Raw genomic sequence first — 17,142 nt, 5'->3', positions numbered from 1 at the left:
GCTCGGGGCGAACGGCAACTCTCTCCGTGCGCGAGGGTGGAACCGCCCTCGCGCCGTCCTCGATGATCAATCAAGCCGGTAATTCGGCGCTTCCTTCGTGATGGTCACGTCGTGCACATGCGACTCGCGCACGCCGGCCGAGGTGATACGCACGAACTGCGGCTTGGTGCGCATGTCGGCAACGGTGCCACAGCCGACATAACCCATCGCGGCGCGCAGGCCACCGGCGAGCTGGTGCACGATGCTGCGCAGCGGTCCGCGATACGGCACGCGGCCTTCGATGCCTTCCGGCACGAGCTTGTCGGCGTCGCTCTCGTCGTCCTGGAAATAGCGGTCCTTCGAGCCTTTCTGCATCGCACCGAGCGAACCCATGCCGCGATAGCTCTTGTATGAGCGCCCCTGATACAGCTCGACCTCGCCGGGTGCCTCCTCGGTGCCGGCGAACATGCCGCCGATCATCACGCAGTCCGCGCCGGCCACGAGTGCCTTCGCGATGTCGCCGGAGTAGCGGATACCGCCATCGGCGATCAGCGCAACATCGCTGCCCTTCAACGCCTCGGCAACCATGCCGACCGCGGAGATTTGCGGCACGCCGACACCGGCGACCACGCGTGTCGTGCAGATCGAGCCCGGACCGATACCCACCTTGACCGCATCCGCCCCCGCATCGGCGAGGGCTTTAGCCGCATCGCCGGTGACGATGTTGCCGGCGATCAGCGAGACGTTCGGGAAATTCCTGCGCACCCAGCGCACACGCTCGATGACGCCATCGGAATGCCCGTGCGCCGTGTCGACGACCAGTGCATCGACGCCGGCCTCGATCAATGCCGCGACGCGCTGTTCAGTGTCGCCGCCGACGCCGACCGCGGCACCGACGCGCAGGCGCTCGCGATCGTCCTTGCACGCGTTCGGGTTGTCGCGTGCCTTCTGGATGTCCTTGACCGTGATCAGGCCGCGCAGGCGGAACGCGTCATCGACGACCAGCACCTTCTCGATGCGGTGCTTGTGCAGCAGCGCGAGCACTTCCTCCTCGCTCGCGCCCTCCTTGACCGTGACCAGGCGTTCCTTGCGCGTCATGATGTTGCGCACCGGATCGTCCGGCTTCTTCTCGAAGCGCAGGTCGCGGTGCGTGACGATGCCGACCAGTTGCTCGCCGTCGACGATCGGCACGCCGGAGATGTTGTGGCCGCGCGTGATCTGCATGACTTCGCGGATCGAGGTGTGCGGCCCGACCGTGATCGGATCGCGGATCACGCCGGATTCGAACTTCTTGACCAGGCGCACTTCGGCGGCCTGGCGTTCGATCGTCATGTTCTTGTGGATGATGCCGATGCCGCCGCATTGGGCCATCGTGATCGCCAGACGCGCCTCGGTGACCGTGTCCATCGCGGCGGACACGATGGGCAGGTTCAGGCGGATGTTGCGGGTCAGGCGGGTGCCGAGATCGACGTCGCGCGGCAGAACAGCAGAATAAGCCGGTACGAGCGAAACGTCGTCGAAGGTAAGAGCTTCGGAGAGGATGCGCATGCCCTATTTTACAGACTCGACCGCGCCGCCGCCACCCGTTGCTCCCATGCCTCCGATCCCCGCGTGCCAGCAAGCACCGGCGGCGGAGGTTCAGGCCATGACCGTCGGTTCACCGGCGTCCGCATCAAGCATCTCCATCCACGCAAACGCCTGCAGCAGCCGCAGCCAGGCGTCATCGAGCGGCGCCTGCAGCTTCAGCGACTGCCCCGTCGCCGGATGAACCACTGCCAGCCGCCGCGCGTGCAGCAGCAGCCGATGCACGCCGTAGTGCTGGCGGATCAGGCGATTGTGGTCGCCGCGGCCATGGCTGGTGTCGCCCAGCAGATGGTGGGAGACGTGATGGAAATGCCTGCGGATCTGCCGGTAGCGCCCGGTTTCCGGGCTCACCTCGAGCAGGGCGTAGCGCTGCTGGGGATAGCGGCCCTGCGCGATGGGCACCTCCACCGTGGCCAACCGGCGCCAGTGCGTCAGCGCCGACTTGGCCTCGCCGCGCAGGCTCGAGCCGGACAGGGGATAGTCGATCGAGCCCTGCTCGGCGGGCCAGCCACGCACGACCGCGAGATACGTCTTTTCCACGGTGCGTGCCATCAACTGGCGGCCGAGTTCGGCCGCCATCTCGGTCGATCGTGCCACCAGCAGCACGCCGCTGGTGGCGCGATCGAGACGGTGTACCGCATGCAACCGGCCTTCCACCTGCAGGCGCAGGCGGTCCATCAGATAGTCATCGTCGGCGCCGACCAGGCGGCTGCGGTGCACCGCGAGGCCCGCGGGTTTGTTCACCGCGACGAGGTGCTCGTCCAGATGCAGGAGTTCAAGGCTGTGGCTGTTCATCGGGCGATCCCGTCGGGCGCGCTGCACATACGCGGCGCAAGTAATCGCCGCGTGCCTCAGCGCACCAGCGCGAGAGACAGCTCCGGCCAGTAGGTGATCGCCAGCACTGCAGCGAGCAGGATCAGAAAGAACGGCACGCTCGCGCGGACCAGGGTCAGCACCGGTTTGTCGAAGCGCATGCTCGCGATGAACAGGTTCATGCCGACCGGCGGCAGGAAGATGCCGAGCTGCAGGTTCGCCAGGAACAGAATGCCGAGGTGGACCGGATCGACGCCGTAGTGCAGCGCGACCGGCAGCACCAGCGGCACCAGGATGATGATCGCTGGAAAGCCTTCCAGCAGCATGCCGAACACGAGCAGGAACGCGTTCAGCACGAGCAGGAACATGCCTTTGCTGGTGATGCTGCCCTGGATCGCCGCGAACAGCTTCTCCGGCACTTCGGCGTCGATCAGCCAGTTGGTCAGCGCCAGTGAGAAACCGAGGATGATCAGGATCGCGCCGACCAGCAACATCGCCTCACGCGCCACCTTCGGCAGTTTGGCGAGCGGGATCTCGCGGCGGACCAGCACGGTCACGACCAGCACGTAGAGCGCGGTCGCCGCGGCCGCCTCGGACGCGGCGAGCTTGCCCGAATAGATGCCGCCGAGAATCACGAACGGCAGCGGTATCTCCCAGGCCGCGCCGCGCAGTGCCGCGAGCAGCTCCGTGCCGCTGACGCGCTCGCGCGTGACGCCGACTCGGCGCGCATGCCAGACGCTGTAGATGCCGAGCAGCAGCACCATCAGCGCGCACGGCAGCACGCCGGCCTTGAACAGCGCGTCGATCGTGACCGGCGGCGTGGTGTGGAACTGCTGTGCAACGACGCCGTAGAGGATCAGCGGCATCGACGGCACCAGGATCAGACCGAGGCTGCCGGACGCGGTGAGCAGCCCGAGCGAGAATTTCTCGCCGTATTTCTGCTGCAGCAAGGCCGGATACAGCACCGCGCCGAGCGCGACGATGGTCACGCCGGTCGCGCCAGTGAACGCGGTGAACATCGCGCAGGCGAGCACGGCGACGATCGCGAGGCCGCCCGGCAGCCAGCCGAGCAGCGCATTCGTGACGCGCACCAGTCGCTGCGGCGCCTGGCTCTCGGCGAGCAGGTAGCCGGCCAGCGTGAACAGCGGGATCGCGATCAGCGCCGGCATGTCGGCGAGCCGATAGAACTCGACGGCGACCGCGACGCCCTCCTGCCCCGCCGCGTGGAAACCGAGCAGCGCGATCGCCGCGATCAGCGCGAACAACGGCGCGCCGAGAGCGGCCAGCAGGATCAGCAACAGCGCAGCCAGAACGATCATGGCAGCTCCGGCGCGAGTGCGGGTGCATGGCTGCGCGGTGGCCGGAACGCGCGCAGCGCAAGGCGCAGCGCGAGCAGCGCGAAGCCGACCGGCACGATCGCCTCGAGGCACCAGTTCGGAATGCCGGCGGTCGCCGCGCCCGAGCCGTAGTCGAGTTCGATCAGGCCGACGCCGTACCACGCCATCGCCGCGCAGATCGCCGCGGCGAACAGCAGGGTCACGGCACGCAGCACGCGCCGTGCACGGCCATGCACGAAGTGCGTGACCAGATCGAGGCCGATGTGCTTGTCGTCACGTGCCGCCGCGAGCGCACCGAGCATCGCGGCCCAGAGCACCATCGCGCGCAGCAGCGGATCGGCCCAGGCGAGGCCCGTATCGAAGAAATTGCGCAGCACGATCTGCGCGCCGGCGAGCAGCACCATCGCCAGCACGAGCACGGCGATCAGGCCGGTCTCGATGCGATCCAGCCAGCGCAGCGCGCCGACGCCGCTCACTGCGCCGCCCCGCCCCGCACTTCGGCCAACGCTGCGTTCAATGCCTTCAGCATCTCCGGCGTGAGCGCGCCCTGCTCTGCAAGTTGCTTGTACACATCGGTGCCGACCGACTCCCAGCTCTTGCGATCGGCCGCGTCAGGAGTCGCGATGCCGATACCCTGCTGCTTGAGCGCCTCGCGTGCAGAGGCGTTGTCGCTGCGGTTGGTCTTCTCGAGGCGCGCGAAGCCGGCGCCGAACTCGGCGTCGACGGTCTTGCGGTCGTCCGCGCTCAACGCGTCGTAGGCCTTCTTGTCGATCACGAGTTCGCCGACGACATAGGTCAGCGGCAGGTCGACCATGTGTTTGAGCTTGGTATGCCACTGGAACGCGATCGCGCCGGATGGCGTGTTCGCGGCGGTGTCGATGAGCCCGGTCTGCAGGCTGGTGTAGACATCCGACAGCGGCAGCGGGATCGGCGTCACGCCCGAAGTCTTGAACGCCAGCTCGGCGATCTTGTCGCCTTGCGGAACCCACACCTTCGCGGCCTTGAGGTCATCGCGCGTCTTGATGTCACGGGTGCTCATCAGGTACGCGAAACCGCCGCCACTGACACCGAGCAGTTCGAAGCCGTCCTTCGCGAATTGCGCCCTGAGCAGCGGATCGAGCTTGGCGCGGACTTTGTCGATCTCGTCCTCGCTGCGGAACAGGAACGGCAGGCTGTACACCTGTGCGTCCTTCGTGAGAATCGCCGCCTCGCCGCCGGTGAATGCACCGCCCTGCAGCTGGCCGATCTTGATCTTGCGCAGCACGGTGGCGTCGTCGCCCATCACGCCGCCGGGGTAGTACTTGATCTCGACACGGCCATCGGTCTTGGCCTTGATCGCCTCGCCGGCGCTGCGCATCTCGCGCATCCACGCGGTGCCATCCGGCGCAACGGTGGCAATCTTGATCGTGGCGGCATCGGCCGACATCGCGGCGAAGCCGAGGGCGAGGGCCAGCAAGCGCTTGCTCAGGGTAATCATGGTGTTCGTTCCATACCTTCGTTGTTTATTCCGCGCCGACAAACGGGCGCGTCAGAAATAATCCTTGCCCGATTCGAGCAACTTGCGCGCCCGCTGCTGTGCGAGCACGTTGATCAAGGTCAGTCCCGGTGCATGCGGGTCCGCCGCGAGCGCCTCGTTCAGCAGCCGGTCGTGCAGGTCCTTGTCGAACACGAGCCGCGCATAACGCTCGGCGTACAGCACCCGCACCATCTGGTTCTTGCCGCCCGACAATGCAAGGGCCTTCTCGAAGTCCGCCTTGCCCTCCTCCGGCTTGCCGCCGAGCGAGGCCGGGCGCAAGGTCGCGAGCACACCGAGGTACATGTACGGCTCGCCGTTCGCGAGGCCGGGATCGAGGGCGACCACACGTCCGAGCAACGCCTGCACCTTCGGGATATCCGCGATCGCCTTCCAGTCGCCGCTGTTCGCCTGGATCTGGCCGGCCCACGAGGCGGCGAGCACGTACAGCAGCGAGGCGTCCTTTGCGGCGACCTTCGCGACTTCGCCCTGGAACGTCTCGAAGGGTGCATCGAGCTGGTTGCACAGCGCCGCGTCTGCAATGCAGGTTGCACGCTTGGCATAACCGAAGCTGCGCGCGGCCAATCGCTGCGCACGCTGCGGTTCGTCGATGAAGCCGCCTGCGTAGGCGCCATGCAGGCGCGCGCCGGCGATCAGCATGCCGGTGTTCTGCGGATCACCCTGGATCAGGCCGTCGACCAGCATCAACCACGCCGGGATGCCGTCGCGGGCGAGTGCGGCGTCGTCCTGGTCGAGGATGCCGAGGGTGAGATCGTCGGCAAGATGCTGGCTGGCCTTGTTGACGACGGTCGCGCAGCCGCCCACTGCGATGGCGCAGGCGGCGACAACGGAGAGTCGGAATGGCAGGAAATGCGGCATATCGATGGTTCCGGTGCGCAATGGCGCTGATCATCAAGGGTGAATCCGTCGACGACGACGGCTCAGTCGAAAAACGTCTCGGCGGCCTCGAGTGTGTTCTCGATCAACGTCGCGACCGTCATCGGTCCGACGCCGCCGGGCACGGGCGTGATCCACGATGCGCGTTCGGCGGCCGGCGCGAATTCCACATCGCCGACGAGTCGCCCGTCATCGAGCCGGTTGATCCCGACGTCGACCACGACCGCGCCAGGCTTGATCCATTCGCCCTTGATCAGCCCCGGCTTGCCGACCGCAACCACGACGATGTCACCCTGGCGCACCTCGCCTTCAAGGTCCGCGGTGAATTTGTGGCAACCCGTGGTCGTGCAACCTGCCAACAGCAGCTCCAGGATCAATGGTCGGCCGACATGGTTGGATACGCCGATTACAACAGCCTTGCGTCCGCGCACCGGCCGATCCGTATGAGCGAGCAGAGTCATCACGCCCTTCGGTGTGCACGGGCGCAAGCCGCGCTGGCGCAGTGCGAGCCGGCCGACGCTTTCGGCCTGGAAGCCGTCGACGTCCTTGCGCGCATCGATGCGGTCGATCAGCGGCGTCGCATTGACGCCTGCGGGCAAAGGCAGCTGCAACAGGATGCCGTGCACCTCGGGATCGCCGTTCAGGCGATCGATCAGCGCAATCAGTTCCGCTTCGCTCGTCGTCGCAGGCAAGTCGAAATCGAACGAGCGGAAACCGACCTGCGCACAGGCGCGCCGCTTGTTGCGCACATAAACCGCGGACGCCGGATCCGCGCCGACCAGCACGACCGCGAGCCCGGGGGCGCGTTTGCCGGCAGCGACGCGCGCCTTGACCCGCGCGGCGACGCCATCGAGCACTTCATCGGCGATGCGGCGGCCATCCAGGAGTCGCGCGGTCATTGGGCTTCCAGCGTAAAGCGTGCATTATCCCATGCCCGCGCTGCGGCGCTCAAACCTCGAGCGCACGACACAGGAATTGCCGCCATGACCGATCTCGACACCGAACTCGAAGCCGCCGCGTTCCGGCGCCTGCTCGAACACCTGCGTACGCGCACCGATGTGCAGAACATCGACCTGATGATCAGCGGCGGCTTCTGCCGCAACTGCCTTGCCGACTGGTACCGCGAAGCGGCCGCCACGCGCGGCATCGAACTCGACAAGGACGCTGCGCGCGAACGTATCTACGGCGAGCCCTTTGCGCAGTGGAAGGCAAAATACCAGCCGGAAGCAACGCCGGAGCAACTCGCCGCATTCGCAGCGGCGCAGAAGAAGCACACCTGACGCGACGAGTGGCGTCAGGCTGGCGCCGAGCAAATCCGCGCGATGTCCTCATAGCCTTCGAAATGCGCTCTGGCGCCACAACCCGGGCAATCCGGGTCGCGCGGCAGGCGCAGCTCGCGGAAAGTCCCCGCCAGCGCGTCGTAGCAGAGCAGACGTCCGGCCAGCGAGATGCCGATGCCGAGCACGAGCTTGAGCGCCTCGGTTGCCTGCAGCATGCCGATCACGCCGGGCAACACACCGAGCACGCCGGCTTCGCTGCAGTTCGACGCCTCGGCCGCGCTCGGCGGCAGCGGAAACAGGCAGCGGTAGCACGGCGAATCCGCGCGGCGCGGATCGAACACGCTGACCTGCCCGCTGAACCGGTGCACCGCGCCGTAAACGAGCGGAATCTTCAGTCGCCGACTTGCGGCATCGAGCAGATAGCGCGCCGGGAAATTGTCGGCACCGTCGATCACGACATCGTGGTCGCGCAGCAGCGATTCGACATTCGCGGCCTGCACGCGCTGCGCGATCGCCTCGACGCGCACATTCGGATTCAGCGCACCCAGCGCGATGCGTGCGGACTCGACTTTCGGCACGCCGACCCTTGCGTCGGTGTGGATGACCTGACGCTGCAGGTTCGAGCGATCGACGCGGTCGTCGTCGATCAGGGTCAGGTGGCCGACACCAGCCGCGGCGAGATACAGCGCCGCCGGAGCACCGAGCCCGCCGGCGCCGATCAGCGCGACGCGCGCCTTCGAAAGCCGCAGCTGTCCGGCGACCCCGACCTCGGGCAACACGAGGTGGCGCGCATAGCGCTCGGCCGAATCCGCGTCGAGCACACCCTGTTCGACCGGCAAGCCTTCCTGCTTCCAGCGCGCGAAGCCGCCGCGTACCGAAAGACTGTTCGCGTAGCCGAGTCCGCGCAGGGTCTCCACCGCGAGCAGCGAACGGCGTCCGCTGCCGCAGATCGCGAGGATCTCGCGTCCGCGATCCGGTGCGATCTCACCGATGCGCTCGGCGAGCAGGCTGCGCGCGAGTCCGGTCGAGCCGGCCGCACTGCCGGCGGCGCGCTCGTCATCCTCGCGCACGTCAATCAGCAGCGCGCCGGCGCGTTGGCGCAGCAGCGCAGCGGCCGGGTCGATTTCCACGGTCGCGCCGGGCGCAGGCATTGCGTTGGAACGTGCGTTCATGTGCTCAGCATAGGCCCGGCAAAGGCATGATTTCCACGACCGCGCCGGCCGCGAGTTCGTGCGTGTGCTCGGGCACCACGATCAGCGCATCGGCCTCGGCGACGCCACGCAGCATGCCCGAACCCTGGCTTCGCAGCGGCGTCGCCCACAGCGCACCGTCATCATGCGTCACGATCGAAGCGCGCAGGAACTCGGCGCGGTCGTGCTTCTTCACGATCGGCGCCGCGAGCCGCGCCTTCCAGCTGCGCGTACCGGTTTCGCGCGCACCCTGCAACGCCCGCAAGGCCGGCCGCACTAGCATCAGGAAGGTTGCGATCGTCGACACCGGATTTCCTGGCAGTGCGAATACCAGCGCGCCGCCGATCTCGCCACAGAGCGCCGGCATGCCCGGCCGCATGCGCACTTTCCAGAAATGCACGCGACCGAGTTCGGTGACCAGACCCGGCAGGAAATCCGCCTCGCCGGCGGACACGCCGCCGCTGCTGATCACCAGATCGCAGCGCTCGCCGGCTTCGCGCAAGGCGACGCGCAGCGCATCCGGATCATCTCGCAGATGTGCGATCGGCTCCGGCTCGATGCCGGCACCGCGCAGCAGCCCGCCGAGGCTGTAACGATTGCTGTCATGGATCTGGCCGAAACCGAGCGGCCGGTCCGGCGGCACCAGTTCGTCGCCGGTCACGAACAGCGCGACGCGCGGCCGCCGCGCCACCTTCGCGCGTGCGAAACCGCACGAGGCCAGCACGCCGAGACGCGCAGCGGTCAGCAGGTCGCCGGCACGCAGCGCGGTCTCTCCGCCGCGATAGTCCTCGCCCGCCGGGCGCACGTTCGCGCCGACGCGTTCGCCGGCCGCGATCACGATCGCGTCGCCATCGACGGTCACGTTCTCCTTGATCACGACCGTATCCGCAGCGGGCGGCAGCGGCGCGCCGGTCGTGATGCGGACGCATGCGCCGGCTTCGAAAGAAGGTGCGTCACCCGCGCCGGCCAGCACCTGGCCAGCAACCCGGAAGCGGCGTTCGCCCTGCGCCGGCAGGTCGGCGCCGCGCAGCGCGTAGCCGTCCATCGCGGAATTCGTGAACGGCGGCAGGTCGTGAGGTGCGATCACGTTTTCGGCGAGCACACGACCTAATGCATCGTCGAGATCGACGGATTCGGCCGGCAGTCGGCGCGACGCGCAGAGCTCGAGCACACGGCTGCGCGCTTCGTCGACCGACAGGCGCGTCGGGAAATCAGGATTCGAGCCGGTGCTCTGCGGCATACGCTGCGAATTCCTCGGGCGTGTTGAGATTCCGGAACTGCCGGCGCCGGTCGGAGAAATCAAGCTCGCGCGCGCCGATCGACGTCTGCCATTGCCAGACGCCCTGCCCCGCATCGACGGCGACAGCAGCGGATGCGGCCAGATCGCGGGCATACAGCGCGAACAGCGGCTGCCGGCGTTCACCGTCGTGCGCGACGAACGCGGCCGCGTCGTACTCGAGCGTGGCCTCGGCAAGGCGCCGCGCGAGATCGCGCGGCGGATCGGGGCAATCGACCGGGACGGTCAGCAGCCACGGCGTCGTGCAGGCCGCGAGTGCAGTGGCGACACCGGCGAGCGGGCCGTGGAATCCAGCGACGATGTCGCCAATCGTGAGCGCGTAGCGCGAGTAGTCGCCGAGATGGCGATTCGCAACAATCAGCAGATTCGGCGCCGTGGAAGCGGCTCCAATCGTGTTGGACGTTGCAAGGCGTGGAAATCCATCGCCACCCCGCCCTCTCCTTGAAGGAGAGGATTCAAAGGTCGGCGCGACCGAAGTCGTATCGGTATTCATTGCAGCGACTGCGTCGATCACCCAAGCGATCAACGGCTGTCCGCCCAGCGGTTCGAGCCCCTTGTCGCGACCGCCGAGTCGGGTCGCCGCGCCCCCGGCAAGGATCGCAACTGTGAGCGGCGGCAGGGACATGCCTGCTCCAGCCGGGTCAGTGCTTTCCGCGCTTGGCGTTGCGGATCATGCGCGAGCGCCGGCGCTGCTGGCCTTCGGTCAGCTCGTTGCGCTTGCCGGCAAACGGGTTCTCGCTGTCGCGGAACTCGATGCGGATCGGCGTGCCTTCGAGGCGGTAGCGTTTGCGGAAGAAATTCTCGAGATAACGCCGATAGCCCTCGGCGATGTGCTTCGTGCGCGAACCGTGGATGATGATCGTCGGCGGATTCGAGCCGCCCGGATGCGCGTACTTCAGCTTCGGCGAGTGGCCGCGCACCAGCGGCGGCTGGTAGCCCTGATAGGCGGCCTCGAGCGCGCGCGTCAACTCTGACGAGGTGAACTTGTGGTTCGCCGACGCGTAGGCGCGGTTGACCGCCTTCATCAGTTCGCCGATGCCACTGCCGTGCAGCGCGGAAATGAATACCTGGCGCGCCCACGTGGCGAACTCGAGCTTGCGCGACAGCGACGCGACGCATTGCTCGCGCTGGTATTTGTCCATGCCGTCCCACTTGTTCACCGCGATCACCAGCGCGCGGCCGGATTCGAGTACGTGCCCGATCAGCGCGGTGTCCTGGTCGGCGACGCCTTCGCGCGCGTCCAGCATCAGCACCGTCACGTGCGCGGCATCGACCGACTGCAGCGCCTTGATCACGCTGAACTTCTCGACCGCATCCTCGATGCGCGCACGGCGCCGGATACCGGCCGTGTCGATCAACGTGTAGCGCTTGCCGTCGCGTTCGAGCGCGATGCGGATCGAATCGCGCGTGGTGCCCGGCACGTCGGACGCGATCACGCGCTCCTCGCCGAGCAGGCGGTTGACCAGGGTCGACTTGCCCGCATTCGGGCGACCGACGATCGCGACGCGGATGCCTTCGTCCGGCAGCACGGCGAGCGGGTCGATTTCGGCCTTCGGAAGCAGCGCTTCGAGCGCGACCAGCAACGGCGTCACACCACGCCCATGCGCTGCGGAAACCGGCAGTGCCGAGGCGACGCCGAGTGCGGCGAACTCGGCCAGCGCGCCGTGTTCGTCGAGGCCGTCGACCTTGTTCACGATCAGCAGCATCGGCTTGCTGGCGCGCCGCAGGCGATCGAGGATCGCGCGATCGGTCGGCAGCAGGCCGTCGCGGGCGTCGACGGTGAGCAGCACGACGTCGGCCTCGTCGATCGCGAAACCGGCCTGGCGCGCGGTCTGGCTCTCGATGCCCTCGGCGTGGTCGACCAGGCCGCCGGTGTCGACGACGACGAACGGCGCGGCCGCAAGGCGGCAAACGCCATAGTGGCGGTCGCGAGTCACGCCCGGCAGGTCATGGACCAGCGCGTCGCGCGTACGCGTCAGCACGTTGAACAGCGTCGACTTGCCGACGTTGGGGCGCCCGACCAGGGCAACTACGGGAAGCATCGCGGGCTCCGGAGAAAAAACCCGCGCGCAGATCAGTCCGCGCGAGGGGGTATCAGGTGGGCGCGCGACAACGCGTGGCGCGGGGCGTTATTGCCGCGCGCGGTACGCGCCGATGCGTCCCTTCACGTCTTCCACATAGAGCACGTCGTCGACGACCAAGGGCGCGCCTTCGATCGGCTTGCGGCTGAGGCGTTCGCGTGCGGCGAACTTGCCTTCGTCCAGGCTCAGCCAGTGCACGTAGCCCTCGCTGTCGCCGACCGCAACGTACTTGCCCTGGATCGCTGGTGCGCTCAGCCAGCGGTATTTCAGCTGATCCTGCTTCCACAGGTTCACGCCGGTCTCGCGATCGAACGCCCAGACGTTGCCGTCCGCGTCGACGATCACGACCGTATTGCCGCTGACCGCGGCGCCGACATAACTCGACAGGTCGCGCTGCCAGAGCGGTCGTCCGCTGTCCGGCGCGAGCGCGGCAACCTGGCCACGATAGCCGGCCGCATACAGTGCAGCGCCGTCATAGACGATGTTGCCGTCGACGTCGGAGAGACGCTCGACCTCGGTACGACCCTCACCACCGGAGAGCGACTGCGCCCACAGCTCGTTGCCGTCATCCAGCCGCACCGCCACGACCTTGCCGTTGTCGAAGCCGTCGTAGACGACACGGTTCGCGATCAGCGGCGCGGAATTGCCGCGCAGGCTGAGGGCCGGAACGGCCTGATCGAAAATCCATTTGCGGCTGCCGTCTGCGGCGTCGAGGCCGACCAGTCGACCGTCATTGGTGCGTACCACGACTACGCCCTCGGCGATCGCCGGCGCGGCGATCACCTCGGAACTCATCTGCACGTGCCAGCGCTCGGCACCGTCTTGCGTCGACAGCGCGTAGAGCTGGCCGTCGAGGCCGCCGACGACGAGCAGGTCGCCCTGCACGCTTGGGCCGCCGGACCAGCGCAGTGAATTGTCGCCGCGGCGCCACAACCAGCCGGAGCGATTTCCCAGACGCTTCTGCCAGAGTGTGTGTCCGCTGGCCGCATCGATCGCCTCCACCGTGCCGTCGATGCCGGCAGCGTACAGCCGGCCATCGGCGCTGCCGGGCGTGAGGCGCACGCCGGAAATGCCGGCGCCTTTGCCGACGCCTTCACTCCAGACGTGATCGACCTGTACGGTCGGCTTGAATTCGGTGAGCGGTGTCGGCGGCTCGACGTTGTCCTTCTTGCCGAGACTTTTCAGCCAGGTGCATCCGCTGAGCGCGGTGGTGAGCGCGACGATGACGAGTAGCGAGCGCTTCATGAGCCGCGCTTCTCCGTGGTCGGCGAACTCTCTGCAGCCGGCGCGCCGATCTTTGTCGACGCGCTCGCCAGATCATCCAGTTTCATTTGCACGAAGCCGCGGTTCGGCGCCTGGGCATCGAGATGCGACAGCGCATCCTGGTAGGCGTTGCGCGCATCGTCGGTGCGGCCGAGCTTGCTCAGTGCATCGCCACGGAGTTCGCCGGCGAGCGCGGCGTAGTCATCTTTCGGCACGCCATCGACGAGCTTGATCGCGCCATCGGCATCGCCCTGGGCGAGCTTGACGCGCGCGAGGCGCAGCGTGGCGAGCGACTTCAGACCGGCAACATCGGCATGTTCCTGTGCCCATGAGAGTGCGGTCGCTGCGCCCGCGAGATCGCCCTTCGCGGTGGCCGCATCGGCCTCACGCATGGCCGCGAAGACGGCATACGCCGTATCCGGGAAATCCTTGCGCAAGGTTTCGGCAACCTTGGCGACGCCGTCGTCGTGCTTGGCATCGGCAGCATCGGCCAGTGCCTGATACTGCGCCGCGGCTTCGGCCGAATGGCGCACGCGGTGCGCCTTCCACTGTTGCCACCCGAAGATCAGCACGAGCCCGAGTGCCACGCCGATCGCGATCGACAGCGCGTTCTCGCGCAACCATTTCTGGACCAGTTCACCTTGCTCGTGTTCGTCGAGAACGTCGAAAGACATGCATTCACCTGGAAAAACGCGAAAGGACGCGGCCAGCCGCGCAGGCGGCCGGCCGGAAGGCGCACAAGGTTAGCAGGAAACCGTACCGGCGCGGCCGGCGACCTCCACCGCGCGGTGCAGGAAAATTCAGGAACGCGCTACTGTTCCACGCGGCTGATGCCCGCGCTGGCGCCGCCGAACAGCTTCACGTGTGCGACATTGCCGCGCTGGAACGGAGCCAGGTCGACAATGTTGCCGTCGCTGCGCACCACAGCTCCCTGCACATTGCCGAGCCGGACCGACAACGGTCCGTCACTGCGATAGCTGTGCTCGGTGCCCGCGGCCAGCATGCCGTATTCGAGCTTGCGGCCGTCCGCTGCGGTGATCTCGACCCAGCTCTGCTGGCTGAGCTTCAGATCCAGCGTGTGCGCGCCGCTGCCGACCACCGCGGCCGACACCGGAGCCGATTCAGCCGGTGCGGACTCCGGAGCCTGGTTCGGCGCGCTCGTGAACGGGGTCATCGAGGCGATCACTGGCGGCTGGTCGACCGGCGCGGACACAACCGCCTGCGCTGGCTTGGTGTCGGCCGCAGCCGTCATCGCGGTTTCCGTCGTGGCGACGTCCGCCGACGGTTCGCTGGACGCAACCGCGTCACGAACCGGCGCCGCAACGATGTTTACCGGCGGATCCAGCGGTGTCGTGCGCGCGAGGTTCTGTTCGAGACCACCATGCGTCGCCAGCCATACCGCAGGCACCACGATGATCGCGGTCAGGACCAGATAGGTGGCGCTGACCGAATAGCGTTCGAACAGGTAACGCGAACGCGAGATCGTGCCGGTCGCAACGAGCGGCGCTGCCTGCGTGTGCGCGGCGGCGACGCTGGCCGCCTGCTCGTCCGGAACGCCGACCAGGCGCGCGTAACTGCCAAGGTAACCGCGCAGGAATACCCCCTGGGTCAAACCTTCGTAGTTGTCGCTCTCGAGACGGGCAATCAGCTTGACCGGAAGTTTCAGCCGCGAGGCGACATCCGCATGGCTCCAGCCCCGTCGCTCACGTGCCAGGGCAAGACGCTGCCCGAGCGGCGCATCGACACGACCGTACAGCTCCATCGGTGCAGCGCTCGCCTCGCTTGTCCCCTGATTGTGCTCATTCACTTCGCTGGCCTCTACGGCTCTCATTGCGTGAATTCCTCTGGACAATGGCAGTGTCAACTGACTGCCGCCTTCCTCGCTCGCTCCACCGGTTCCGGACGTGTCGACCGCCTGTCCGCCCACAACCGGCTTCGCCCCCATCGGTTCGGCGCTCGCCGATGACCGACCCTCTTTCCTGCTCATGATCAACCCTGGACGCTCAATGAGCGCGCCTGCTGCGAATCCGGGAATCCCTGCAGCAACCGATGCGTATAGTCTCCGGCGCCGCGGCCGTTGCCGAGCCGGAGCTCGATGTTGCGGCCAAGCAGCAAGGCATCCGGACGCGGCTGCGAGGTCGCCTCGAAACGCTGCACGAATGCGCGCGCCTTGAAGTAATCGCCCTTCTCGTACAGAACCGACGCGAGCTGGATCAGCGCCTCGCCATCATTCGGACTTTGTTCCAGCGCCAGACGCAAGGCCTTCTCGGCTTCGTCGCGCTTGCCCGCCTTCAGCAGGCAGGAGCCGGAGTTGGTCAGCGCCACGCTCGGCGTCTTGTAGAAAGGATCGGCGAGCGCGCGCTCGAAATAGCCTTGCGACTCGCCGTAGCGCCCCAGCTTGCACAGGAACGTGCCGTAGTTGTTCTGTTCGGCGCCGCCCTTGGGCCGCAACTGCGCGGCACGCTTGTAGTGTTCCTCGGCCTTCGCCGGGTCGTTGATGTTCTCGTAGAGCACTGCAAGCACAGTGTGCGCGTCGACATAGTCCGGGTCGAACGAGAGCGCCTTGTTGAGCTTCTCGAGCGCCATCTCGAGCTTGCCCTGCTGCAGGTACTTCTGGCCGAGTTCGGTATGCACGCGCGCCGCGTCCTGGCGCTGCGTGGCCGCGTCCTCCTTCTTGACCGAGCCGCCGGTGTTCGGACCGCAGCCGGCCAGCACCGCGAGCGACGCGGTCAATGCGATCGCGAGAAACGCGCGCTCAAGCCGCATCGGCGACATCCTTTTCCAGCTTGCGGCGGAATTCCGCCTGGCGGCGTGTGCGATCCATGACCTGGCCCTTGAGCTGGCCGCAGGCCGCGTCGATGTCGTCGCCGCGCGTGCGCCGGACCATGGTCAGCACATTCGCGTCGAGCAGGATCTTCTGGAACGCGCGGATCACGTCCTCGTCGGAACGCTCGTAGCGCGTGCCGTGGAACGGATTGAACGGAATCAGGTTGACCTTGGCCGGCAGCCGCCGCATCAGCTTGATCAGCTGACGCGCGTACTCGGGCTTGTCGTTGACGCCCTTCAGCATCGTGTATTCGAACGTGATCGTCGTGCGCGGCCGGCGTGCCGCGTAACGCGCGCAGGCGGCGAGGAGCTCGTCGATCGGATACTTCTTGTTGAGCGGCACCAGCTCGGTGCGGAGCTCGTCGTTCGGTGCGTGCAGCGAGACCGCGAGCGAGACATCGCTGGATTCGGACAGCTTGTCGATCATCGGCACGAGACCGGCGGTCGACAGCGTGACGCGCTTGTTGGCGAGACCGAAACCCAGGTCGTCGCGCATCACGCTCATCGCGGCGACCACGTTGTCGAAGTTCAGCAGCGGCTCGCCCATGCCCATCATCACGACATTGGTGAGCTTGCGCTGCTGGTGCGGCACGTTGCCGAGGTGCTTCGCCACGACCCAGACCTGGCCGATGATCTCTGCCGCGGAAAGGTTGCGGTTGAAGCCCTGCGTGCCGGTCGAGCAGAACGAGCAGGCCAGTCCGCAGCCGATCTGCGAGGACACGCACAGCGTGCCGCGCGAAGTCTCGGGGATGAACACCGCCTCGATCGCATTGCCGCTGTCCATGCCGAGCAGCCACTTGTGCGTGCCGTCGACAGCCTGCTTCTCGAACAGCGTATTCGGCGGAATGATTTCGACCGCGTCGGTCAGCTTGTCGCGCAAGACCTTGCCGACATCGGTCATCGCCGAGAAATCGGTGACGTGGCGGTGATAGATCCACTTCATCACCTGATCCGCGCGATACGGCTTCTCGCCGAGCTGCGCGAACAGGTCGCGCAGGCCTTTGCGGTCGTAATCGAACAGGTTCGGCTTGCCGCCGGTTTTCACCGGAAGCGGATTGCGGGCCACGGAGGGGCCGCGCGTC

17 protein-coding genes and 1 pseudogene are annotated in these 17,142 nt (G+C 67.1%); 1 reads left to right on the top strand and 17 read right to left on the bottom strand.

Annotated features, from left to right (window positions below):
• Positions 1–66: 66 nt before the first annotated feature.
• The 7 genes from guaB to folD all read right to left on the bottom strand — a co-directional run bounded on the left by guaB (position 67) and on the right by folD (position 7,022).
• On the bottom strand, positions 67–1,527 hold the full coding sequence (gene guaB, locus ABD002_RS02830) for an IMP dehydrogenase (protein ID WP_343786924.1): 1,461 nt from the start codon (positions 1,525–1,527) through the stop codon (positions 67–69).
• Between the two features lie 90 nt (positions 1,528–1,617).
• The gene (locus ABD002_RS02825) at positions 1,618–2,358 is read right to left on the bottom strand and encodes a pseudouridine synthase (protein ID WP_343786922.1); all 741 of its coding nucleotides are present in this window, start codon (positions 2,356–2,358) and stop codon (positions 1,618–1,620) included.
• Positions 2,359–2,414: 56 nt separating this feature from the next.
• A complete protein-coding gene (locus ABD002_RS02820) occupies positions 2,415–3,695 on the bottom strand; it encodes a TRAP transporter large permease (RefSeq protein WP_343786920.1) in 1,281 nt (426 codons plus the stop codon).
• Positions 3,692–4,189, bottom strand: a complete 498-nt coding sequence (locus tag ABD002_RS02815) for a TRAP transporter small permease (RefSeq protein ID WP_343786918.1) — start codon at positions 4,187–4,189, stop codon at positions 3,692–3,694. The genes ABD002_RS02820 and ABD002_RS02815 overlap by 4 nt, the downstream gene beginning before the upstream one ends.
• Positions 4,186–5,190: a TRAP transporter substrate-binding protein gene (locus ABD002_RS02810; RefSeq protein ID WP_343786917.1), complete on the bottom strand. Its 1,005-nt coding sequence runs from the start codon at positions 5,188–5,190 to the stop codon at positions 4,186–4,188. The genes ABD002_RS02815 and ABD002_RS02810 overlap by 4 nt, the downstream gene beginning before the upstream one ends.
• A 51-nt stretch (positions 5,191–5,241) precedes the next feature.
• Complete coding sequence (locus ABD002_RS02805; RefSeq protein WP_343786915.1) at positions 5,242–6,105, bottom strand: TRAP transporter TatT component family protein; 864 nt, start codon at positions 6,103–6,105, stop codon at positions 5,242–5,244.
• A 62-nt stretch (positions 6,106–6,167) separates the two neighbouring features.
• Complete coding sequence (gene folD, locus ABD002_RS02800; protein ID WP_343786913.1) at positions 6,168–7,022, bottom strand: bifunctional methylenetetrahydrofolate dehydrogenase/methenyltetrahydrofolate cyclohydrolase FolD; 855 nt, start codon at positions 7,020–7,022, stop codon at positions 6,168–6,170.
• Positions 7,023–7,106: 84 nt separating this feature from the next.
• Between folD and ABD002_RS02795 the strand changes: the two genes are divergently transcribed.
• Positions 7,107–7,403 (top strand): DUF1244 domain-containing protein, encoded by a 297-nt coding sequence (locus ABD002_RS02795; protein ID WP_343786911.1) that lies wholly within the window; start codon positions 7,107–7,109, stop codon positions 7,401–7,403.
• Positions 7,404–7,417: 14 nt separating this feature from the next.
• Here ABD002_RS02795 and moeB read toward each other — a convergent pair whose 3' ends face one another.
• The 10 genes and pseudogenes from moeB to rlmN all read right to left on the bottom strand — a co-directional run bounded on the left by moeB (position 7,418) and on the right by rlmN (position 17,126).
• Positions 7,418–8,575 (bottom strand): molybdopterin-synthase adenylyltransferase MoeB, encoded by a 1,158-nt coding sequence (gene moeB, locus ABD002_RS02790; protein ID WP_343786909.1) that lies wholly within the window; start codon positions 8,573–8,575, stop codon positions 7,418–7,420.
• A gap of 4 nt (positions 8,576–8,579) precedes the next feature.
• Positions 8,580–9,833 (bottom strand): molybdopterin molybdotransferase MoeA, encoded by a 1,254-nt coding sequence (locus ABD002_RS02785; RefSeq protein WP_343786907.1) that lies wholly within the window; start codon positions 9,831–9,833, stop codon positions 8,580–8,582.
• Complete coding sequence (gene mobA / locus ABD002_RS02780) at positions 9,805–10,515, bottom strand: molybdenum cofactor guanylyltransferase (RefSeq protein ID WP_343786905.1); 711 nt, start codon at positions 10,513–10,515, stop codon at positions 9,805–9,807. The genes ABD002_RS02785 and mobA overlap by 29 nt, the downstream gene beginning before the upstream one ends.
• A 16-nt stretch (positions 10,516–10,531) precedes the next feature.
• A complete protein-coding gene (gene der, locus ABD002_RS02775) occupies positions 10,532–11,932 on the bottom strand; it encodes a ribosome biogenesis GTPase Der (RefSeq protein ID WP_343786903.1) in 1,401 nt (466 codons plus the stop codon).
• An 87-nt stretch (positions 11,933–12,019) separates the two neighbouring features.
• A complete protein-coding gene (gene bamB / locus ABD002_RS02770) occupies positions 12,020–13,216 on the bottom strand; it encodes an outer membrane protein assembly factor BamB (RefSeq protein ID WP_343786901.1) in 1,197 nt (398 codons plus the stop codon).
• The gene (locus ABD002_RS02765) at positions 13,213–13,908 is read right to left on the bottom strand and encodes a YfgM family protein (RefSeq protein WP_343786899.1); all 696 of its coding nucleotides are present in this window, start codon (positions 13,906–13,908) and stop codon (positions 13,213–13,215) included. Before ABD002_RS02765 ends, bamB begins: the two co-directional genes overlap by 4 nt.
• 137 nt (positions 13,909–14,045) lie before the next feature.
• Positions 14,046–14,666: a RodZ domain-containing protein gene (locus tag ABD002_RS19625; RefSeq protein WP_486304383.1), complete on the bottom strand. Its 621-nt coding sequence runs from the start codon at positions 14,664–14,666 to the stop codon at positions 14,046–14,048.
• Between the two features lie 123 nt (positions 14,667–14,789).
• Positions 14,790–14,996: pseudogene (locus ABD002_RS19620) on the bottom strand (helix-turn-helix domain-containing protein); the annotation flags it as partial.
• 227 nt (positions 14,997–15,223) lie between these two features.
• Positions 15,224–16,000: a type IV pilus biogenesis/stability protein PilW gene (gene pilW, locus ABD002_RS02755; RefSeq protein WP_343786895.1), complete on the bottom strand. Its 777-nt coding sequence runs from the start codon at positions 15,998–16,000 to the stop codon at positions 15,224–15,226.
• Complete coding sequence (rlmN, locus tag ABD002_RS02750) at positions 15,990–17,126, bottom strand: dual-specificity RNA methyltransferase RlmN (RefSeq protein ID WP_343787060.1); 1,137 nt, start codon at positions 17,124–17,126, stop codon at positions 15,990–15,992. The genes pilW and rlmN overlap by 11 nt, the downstream gene beginning before the upstream one ends.
• Between the last annotated feature and the right edge of the window lie 16 nt (positions 17,127–17,142).

The organism is Dokdonella soli (genome assembly GCF_039523175.1).
Lineage (GTDB): Bacteria > Pseudomonadota > Gammaproteobacteria > Xanthomonadales > Rhodanobacteraceae > Dokdonella_A > Dokdonella_A soli.
This window is presented reverse-complemented; position numbering and strand designations above follow the sequence as displayed.

Coding starts and splice junctions, on each gene's coding strand:
- ABD002_RS02825 (WP_343786922.1), bottom strand. CDS start 2,358: ATGAACAGCCACAGCCTTGAACTCCTGCATCTGGACGAGCACCTCGTC.
- ABD002_RS02820 (WP_343786920.1), bottom strand. CDS start 3,695: ATGATCGTTCTGGCTGCGCTGTTGCTGATCCTGCTGGCCGCTCTCGGC.
- mobA (WP_343786905.1), bottom strand. CDS start 10,515: ATGTCCCTGCCGCCGCTCACAGTTGCGATCCTTGCCGGGGGCGCGGCG.
- moeB (WP_343786909.1), bottom strand. CDS start 8,575: ATGAACGCACGTTCCAACGCAATGCCTGCGCCCGGCGCGACCGTGGAA.
- der (WP_343786903.1), bottom strand. CDS start 11,932: ATGCTTCCCGTAGTTGCCCTGGTCGGGCGCCCCAACGTCGGCAAGTCG.
- guaB (WP_343786924.1), bottom strand. CDS start 1,527: ATGCGCATCCTCTCCGAAGCTCTTACCTTCGACGACGTTTCGCTCGTA.
- ABD002_RS02765 (WP_343786899.1), bottom strand. CDS start 13,908: ATGTCTTTCGACGTTCTCGACGAACACGAGCAAGGTGAACTGGTCCAG.
- ABD002_RS02785 (WP_343786907.1), bottom strand. CDS start 9,833: ATGCCGCAGAGCACCGGCTCGAATCCTGATTTCCCGACGCGCCTGTCG.
- pilW (WP_343786895.1), bottom strand. CDS start 16,000: ATGCGGCTTGAGCGCGCGTTTCTCGCGATCGCATTGACCGCGTCGCTC.
- ABD002_RS02810 (WP_343786917.1), bottom strand. CDS start 5,190: ATGATTACCCTGAGCAAGCGCTTGCTGGCCCTCGCCCTCGGCTTCGCC.
- bamB (WP_343786901.1), bottom strand. CDS start 13,216: ATGAAGCGCTCGCTACTCGTCATCGTCGCGCTCACCACCGCGCTCAGC.
- ABD002_RS02805 (WP_343786915.1), bottom strand. CDS start 6,105: ATGCCGCATTTCCTGCCATTCCGACTCTCCGTTGTCGCCGCCTGCGCC.
- ABD002_RS02795 (WP_343786911.1), top strand. CDS start 7,107: ATGACCGATCTCGACACCGAACTCGAAGCCGCCGCGTTCCGGCGCCTG.
- folD (WP_343786913.1), bottom strand. CDS start 7,022: ATGACCGCGCGACTCCTGGATGGCCGCCGCATCGCCGATGAAGTGCTC.